Source organism: uncultured Ralstonia sp. (assembly GCA_913056305.1).
GTDB lineage: Bacteria > Pseudomonadota > Gammaproteobacteria > Burkholderiales > Burkholderiaceae > Ralstonia.
Map to the genome: position 1 here is coordinate 1 of CAJXMR010000231.1, position 7,092 is coordinate 7,092.

The window sequence follows — 7,092 nt, forward strand, 5'->3', positions numbered from 1 at the left end:
CGAGATGCCCGCCGATGCGCGCCTGGCCCAGCGCCTGCTGCAGCTCGCGCGCGCCAGCGATGGCCGCACCGTCACCGCCAGTAATGAAGAGCTTGGCCGCATGCTCGCGCGTTCGCGTCAGACCATCTCCAAGTACCTGCAGGCGTGGCAGCGCGCGGGGTGGGTCCGCTGCCACTACCGTGCGGTGGAGATTGTCGATGCGACGGCGCTGCGGGGGCTGGTCGGCGGCGGATAGCCCGCCCCCTGCGACCGAGGGCTCACGCGCAACGGCACGCGCCGCTACAATGGGCCATGCTCGCCCGTGCCGCGCGCACCCGCCGCCACGTTGCGTAGCGCCCCACTGTTTCCATGACGCCCATCCTCACGCCGGATTCGCCCGAAGGCCGGCGCCTGGTCTTGCTGCTCGGCCTCGCGCAAACGGTCTCGTGGGGCACGCTGTACTTCACCTTCACGGTATTTCTGGCGCCGATGCACGACGCGCTCGGCTGGGCGCGACCGTTCCTGGCGGGCGGGTTCTCGCTGGGGCTGCTGGTGTGGGCGCTGTGCTCGTTCGGGGTGGGCCGCGCGCTGGACCGCTGGCCCGCGCGCCGGGTGATGGGCGCGGGCTCGGTGCTGGCGGCGGCAAGCCTGCTGGCGTGGTCGCGCGTCTCGGGTGAGACCGCCTTCCTGCTGCTATGGCTACCGATGGGCATCGCCATGGCGACCACGCTGTACGACCCGGCCTTCGTGGTGCTGCGCCAGACCTTTGGCGATGCCTACCAGCGCCCCATCGTCGGCCTTACGCTGATTGCCGGTTTTTCCAGCACGATCTGCATTCCGCTGGCGCACTTGGGCGTGGAGCACATCGGCTGGCGCCACACGCTGCAGGTATTCGCACTGCTGCACCTGCTGATCTGCCTGCCAGTCCATGCGCGGCTGCGCGTCCGCCCTCCGGCACACGTGCCGGGCCCGGCGGCCGACCCCACGGCGCCGGTGTCGGTGTCGGCCTCGGCGTGGCGCACGGCATTGCGCATGCCGGTGTTCTGGGCCGTGGTGCTGGCCTTCGTCGCCATCAGCCTGATCGCCACCGTGCTGGGGGCGCACCTGATTCCGCTGCTCGCCGAGAAAGGCGTGCCGACCGGCCGCCAGCTGGTGATTGCCGCGCTGATCGGTCCGGCCCAGGTGCTCGGCCGGCTGGCGATGATGCGCTTCCGCTTTGCGCACCCGGTGCGCATCGCTCCGTTCACCTACGCTGTCATGGCCGTGGCGCTGGCGGTGCTCGCGCTGTCGACCGGGCCGCTGTTGCTGGTGTTTGCGGTGGTGTACGGCGCGGCCAACGGCATCAACACCATGCTGCGCGCGATCGCCATGCCCGAGCTGATCTCGCGCGCGCAGTACGCCACGCTCAACGGCCTGATGATGACGCCCGTGCTGCTGGCCCAGGCCGGCGCACCGTGGCTGGGGGCCCTGCTGTGGAAAGCCACCGGCGGCTACGCGGCGGTAGAGTGGGCGATGGTGGCGGCGGCACTGGTGGCCCTGGCCGCCTTCACCTATGGCCTGCGCCAGGCACGCGCAAGCACCGCCATGCCGGGCACCCACCGCTCCGGAGTGACGCAAACATCATAGCGATCGCGTCGCATTCTCTGCAGATCCTTGCTGTTTGGAACCTTTGTTGACGCGATTGTGTCTTGAAACATGAGACGTGCTGTTTCATTCTCATGGGATAGGCGACCGCCGCGCTCCGCCCTGGGCGCGCTTCTTGCGGCACTGCTAACGGAGGACGTGTCGTGTCACAGGCTCAATCGGAAATCCCGCCCGCAACCCACGAACTGCCCTGGACGATCCACGAGATCGCCTACGGCAGCATCGACGTGGCGCGCGTGCGCGAGCACCGTACGTTGTTCTACCTGGTGGCCAGCGCCTCGTTCATTGAAAGCGGCTCCGACCTCTACGCCGGCAACCTCGCCCAGTACTACGCCGACCAGCCCGAAGCCGCCCACTGGCTGATCCACCACTGGGAGCGCGAAGAACTCCAGCACGGCCGCGCACTGCGCCACTATGTCGAGACCGTCTGGCCGGAGTTCGATTGGGAGCGCGGCTATGCCCGCTTCTTCGAGGAATACTCCGTCACCTGCTCGATCGACCAGTTCGAGCCCACGCAGGCGCTGGAAATGGTGGCGCGCTGCGTGGTCGAGATGGGCACCGCCACCTTCTACCGTGCCATCGCCCAGGCTGCCGCAGAGGCCAACGAGCCCGTGCTGCGCGACCTGGCCAGCCGCATCTCGACCGACGAGGTCCGGCATTACAAGCACTTCCTGCGCTTCTTCAACGAATGCAATGCACGCGAGGGCGTGGGCCGGGCGCGCGTGCTCAAGGCGCTGGCCTCACGCCTGCGCGAGATCAAGAACGAAGATTCGATGATTGCCCTGCGCAACGTGCTGCGCATCGAGCGCGGCCAGGAAGACGTGCCCGAGGCCGATGTGCGCGCGCTCAACTCGCGCGTGAGCACGCTGGTGCGCTCGCACCTGCCGATCGACATGGCCGCCAAGATGCTGATGCGACCGCTGCGCCTGCGGCCCGTGATTGAGCGCTCGATCCGTACGCCGCTGGTGGCCCTGGTGCGGCGCGTGGTGCTGCACTGATCCGATCCCCAGCTCGAACACCCCGCATCCGTCGCGAGCGCGCGAAAAGAAAGAGCCGCCTTTCTGGCGGCCCCTTAACTTGCTGCGAGTGCACGAGCCGGAGTCCAGTTCCCGCCGATGCCGGTTTGTACAGGTTTGCCAGAGCGGCGAGACAGATATCACCGGCCTCCAGACCGCTTACCGAATGCAAAGCGCTGCCGCTCCGCTCCGGAAAGGCCAAGGGCGGATGTGGCGCGGAAAGCCGCCTGCCCTGAAGATCCTCGCGCGTCACGGGCATGGTTTTGCGCTGACTTGCGTGGCGCAAACGCGCCGAAACCGCGCATCGGACTACGAAAAGTCCACCTTTCGGGACGCTGACCGGCCGATATAGTGGGTTGACCACCCGCCGGGGCGTGCCCGGCCGGGGTGTCTTCCGAGGTGTGTTCATGAGCTTCCGACTCGATCCGTTCGACCGCTACACGCAACCGATGTCTTCCCCCGCGCTGGACCTTGCGCCGCGCCCGCAGTGGCAAACCCAGGCAACCCCGGCGTCCAGCCAAACCGCCACGCCTGCCGCCAATCCGCCCGCGCAACCGGCCACGCAGCCGCCCAACACGCCGGCAGACCTGCTGAATGCAGGCAGTTCGCTCAAGACTGGCCAGGAGGTGCGCTCGGCCAATGGCCAGTACGCCCTGGCGATGCAGGACGACGGCAATCTTGTGCTGCGCGATCTCGCCAACAACAAGGTGCTGTGGGCGTCCAACACGGCGGGCCGCGGTGCACAGAGCGCCACCATGCAGCCCGACGGCAACCTGGTCGTCGGCAAGGACGGCGGACCGGCGATCTGGTCGACCAACACGGGCGACAAGCCCGGCTCATTCCTGAAGCTGCAGGACGACGGCAACCTGGTCGTCTACACCCCCGACGTGACCGACAAGCCGCTGCCCGACGGCAGCCAGCGCGCACCGGCCGCGAGCTGGAGTTCGAGCACGAATGCGCTTGCCGTGGGCGCCCCGGACAAGACTGGCACGACCGACCCGGCCGGCGGCGCGTTGAAGCTGCCCGATGCGCCCCCCACGGTCGGCCTGTACAAGCCGGGCCTGCCGCCGGTGGGCGAGCAGCAGGTCGACGGCAAGCCCGTGCTCGACGACACGCGCCAGGGCCTGGCCAAGCAGCAGACCGATCTGCTGGACGCGATCAAGACGGAACCCGACCCAGCCAAGAAAGACAAGCTCACGCAGCAGCTTGCCGGCACGCTCTACCAGGAAATGGAATACGCCGGCATGCAGCAGGCCACCCCGGACGCCGACAAGCTGGCCGACTCCGTGCGCGCGCACACGGCCAACGCACAGGACCCGGACTTCAAGGGCGCGCTCGACAAGGCGCTCACCAGCTACAGGACCGACGTGTCGGCCCAGGGACGCACGGCTGACCAGATCGGCCAGATCGACACGGCCGCCGCCGCCGGCGACTGGGCCAAGGTGAAGGACCTGACCCAGCAGCAGCTCGTGGCGGCGGTCGGCCAGGACCAGGGCTCGGCCGCGATGGGCGACCTCTCGGCGCGCGGCGGGGTCTACCTGACCTACGCGGGCGGCGATCCGAAGTTTGTCCAGGCGGTGCAGGCCGGCATCCAGGATGCCCAGAAGCAGGTACTGATCGAGCAGCCGATCAAAGCCGTGCAGGACGCCTACAACAACGGCGCCGACCCGATCAAGGCGATGAAGACGCTTGATGAGATGACCGATCCGCAGACCATGATGCCGGGCCAGGTCGGGCAGATCATGTCGGACCCGCGCATCCAGTCGCTCGTCAAGGACGCGCTGGGCAAGCTCGACTGGAACAACCCGAAGTCCAACGGCGCACTCTATCGCCTGTCAGGCGCCGTGCAGCACGCGATCGAGAGCGACCAGGGGCACCCCGGCATCGGCAAGCAGGCCGCCGACCAGATTGCCGATATGGTGCTCGGGCAGGCCGACAAGATCAACGCCTCGCAGCGGATGCAGGGCGATCCGACCAAGCTGTTCGGCGTGCTCTCGCTGGACACGGCGCATGGCAACGTGGGGCTGGCGCTGGCGATGGCCGCACGCGCCGGTGCAACCAACCGCCCTGACCTGCAGAAACAGGCCGTCGACGCCGTACGCGAGGGGCTGTCGGGCTATGGCCAGGGGGTGAAGGACCTGAACGACAAGACCGTCGCCGACGCCGAATTCCTCGGCGATCCGCTCAAGAACTACGGGGGTCTGAGCTCGCCCGAGAAGCAGCAGGAGTACATCGCCAAGCTGCTCAAGGAAAACCCCGCTGACGCGAAGAAGCTCAACGACGACGGCCTGCAGGAGGTGCAGGAGCAAACCCGCTTCAATGCCATGAAGATGGCGGTGGCGGCCTACTCGCCCGAACTCAACGGCGTGGCCGGCTTCAACCAGGACGGCAAGACCGACGTGCCGGGCACGGGGCTGAAGGTGAAGAGCGTGGTGCAGTCGCTGGGCGACGTGCCGGCATTCCAGAGCGCGCACGATGCCCCCGGCGCCACCACGGACAACACGAAGCCCACCAACACGCTCTGGCTGATGCGCTCGGCGCGCAACATGACCTACCAGACCGCCAGGGCGCTGACGGGCAAGACGGAGTTCAACCCCGTGATCGAGCGCGGCAACAAGGCGCTCAGTTCGGCGCTCTTCATGAGCAACGCGGTGTTCTGCGGCGGTAACTGGACGGATGGGGTCCGCAGCTACAACTTCCTGGAGAACGGCACCTACGCGCTGGAGCACGGCATCGTCGGCACAACGCACGGGTTAACGGCGCTGCTGCCCGAATCCGCTGCCCGGCCGGGGTCGGACCAAACGTTTCTGGCCAAAAAGCTCGATGGCCTGCAAAAGGGCCTCGACGCGTCGGACAGCGCCCGCGCCAAGGTGTTCAAGACCCTGGGCGGCGCGGCCCTGCGCGACACCATGGATGTCGCCTACGTCGGCATCGACCTGGCCAACACTGGGGACGCGATCTTCCACGAGCAGGGGCCGGGGCAACCTGAGCACGCCGTCGGCATGGCGCTCAGCGTCGCCGGTGATGCCGCCTTCCTGACCGATGCCGCCATGAGCACGCTCGCAGGGGCTGGCGTCATCGACGGCGGGGCGACCTTCCTCGGCGTCGGCATGGGCGCGGTGGGCTGGACCGGCGTGGGCGCGGTGCTGATGCTGGCCGGCGCCGGCATCTACACGATCGGCACCGCAGAGAGCCATTCCCACAAGTTCGACGGCACCAACACGCAATGGCTCAAGGCGATGGGCGTGCATGATGACGTGGCCGACCAGCTCGGCAAGCACTCGCTCACGTTCGGCTCGCAAGCGCCTTCGGCCGGCCCCTCGCTCACCGACTACTTCCAGTACGGCAACAAGACCGAAGCGGACATGGTGCAGTGGCTCAACACGCTCACACCGGACCAGGCCGACCACTTCGCGACCGCGCTCAAGGACGCGCACAACCAATGGGGCGACACCTCCACGCAGCAGAAGGTGGCCGACATGAACCAGTACCTGTCGGACAACGGCATCAAGCCGCCGTTTGATCTGCCCGCAAACGTCAAGCCGGACGAGCTGAACCCGCTGACGCCCTACCGCTGGGAGTACAAGTACGCCGTCACGCCGTTCTGAGGCTGGGCCGGCCATGCGCCTGCGGGCGCTCGGCCGGCCTCACTTGCCGCAGTTCAGCTCCACCCGCTGCGGCACCGGTTTGGCCGCATTGCCCGCACCCAGGTCGATGCGCCAGTCGGTGCCGTGGGCACCGCCCACCTCGCGGCCGTCCATCGTGGCGCGGCACCCGCCGGCATTGGCAAAGCGGACAAACGGGCGCGTATAGCCGGTCACGTCCACCGACAGCGTGCGGCCGTCGGCGCTGCGGCGCCAGTTGGACAGGCGACCATTGGCCTCACGCACGTAGGGCAGCGCCTCCGTCTGCCCACCTTGCCCGCCCTCCATCGCAAAACGCGCCGAGCCGCTCGCCAAGTGGATGTACGTGCCGCCTGCCGCCGGCGCATAACCTGCCACGTCGCGCGCATCGGCCAGGCGCGGTGCGCCAGTGCCGGGCCAGCGCACCGTGCGCAGGTCGCCGGTGCCGCGCACCACCCAGGCATCACCATCGCGCGCGACGGCGAAGTTGCGGAAATCCAGCACCTTGCGGATGTAGTCCGACGCGTAGATCGGCATGACCGGCTGCGCGAGTGCCCAGTCATACACCTGCCGCAGGGCATTGAGCGAGGCGAGCTTGGTGCCCGAATACATGTGGTAGTAGATGTTGATCGGCTTGAAGCGATACGGCTTGTCGGTCAGCTCGAAGGTCTCGATCACCCGCGCGAAGCCGTAATACGGGCCATGCCACAGGTTGGTGTAGATGTTCTCGTTCTGGTCGGGCGCGAACACCTGATACAGGCCGTGGCCCTTGTCCACGCCCAGCGGCGCCACGGCGGTCCAGCTCGGGTTGGAGCGCGTGATGTAGGTGT

The 7,092-nt window shown here is 67.8% G+C and carries 4 protein-coding genes and 1 pseudogene; 4 read left to right on the forward strand and 1 reads right to left on the reverse strand.

The features are described from left to right. From QZ609_RS22670 to QZ609_RS22685, 4 genes are all read left to right on the forward strand, one after another. A partial coding sequence (locus QZ609_RS22670; RefSeq protein WP_295499732.1) for a helix-turn-helix domain-containing protein occupies nt 1-235 on the forward strand: 235 nt, incomplete at its 5' end. A gap of 113 nt (nt 236-348) precedes the next feature. Next, on the forward strand, nt 349-1,605 hold the full coding sequence (locus tag QZ609_RS22675) for an MFS transporter (RefSeq protein ID WP_295499733.1): 1,257 nt from the start codon (nt 349-351) through the stop codon (nt 1,603-1,605). A 161-nt stretch (nt 1,606-1,766) separates the two neighbouring features. Then, nucleotides 1,767-2,621, forward strand: coding sequence for a ferritin-like domain-containing protein (locus QZ609_RS22680; protein ID WP_295499734.1), 855 nt, complete (start codon nt 1,767-1,769; stop codon nt 2,619-2,621). Between the two features lie 425 nt (nt 2,622-3,046). Then, nucleotides 3,047-6,247 carry a hypothetical protein gene (locus tag QZ609_RS22685; protein ID WP_295499736.1) on the forward strand — a complete coding sequence of 1,067 codons (3,201 nt, stop codon included), beginning with the start codon at nt 3,047-3,049 and terminating at the stop codon, nt 6,245-6,247. A gap of 39 nt (nt 6,248-6,286) precedes the next feature. On the opposite strand, the pseudogene QZ609_RS22690 reads toward QZ609_RS22685, so the two are convergent. Continuing rightward, nucleotides 6,287-7,092, reverse strand: a pseudogene (locus QZ609_RS22690) (hypothetical protein); the annotation flags it as partial.

What these genes read in the sequence shown, in the direction of transcription:
- QZ609_RS22675 (WP_295499733.1), top strand. Translation starts at nt 349, where the DNA reads ATGACGCCCATCCTCACGCCGGATTCGCCCGAAGGCCGGCGCCTGGTC.
- QZ609_RS22685 (WP_295499736.1), top strand. Translation starts at nt 3,047, where the DNA reads ATGAGCTTCCGACTCGATCCGTTCGACCGCTACACGCAACCGATGTCT.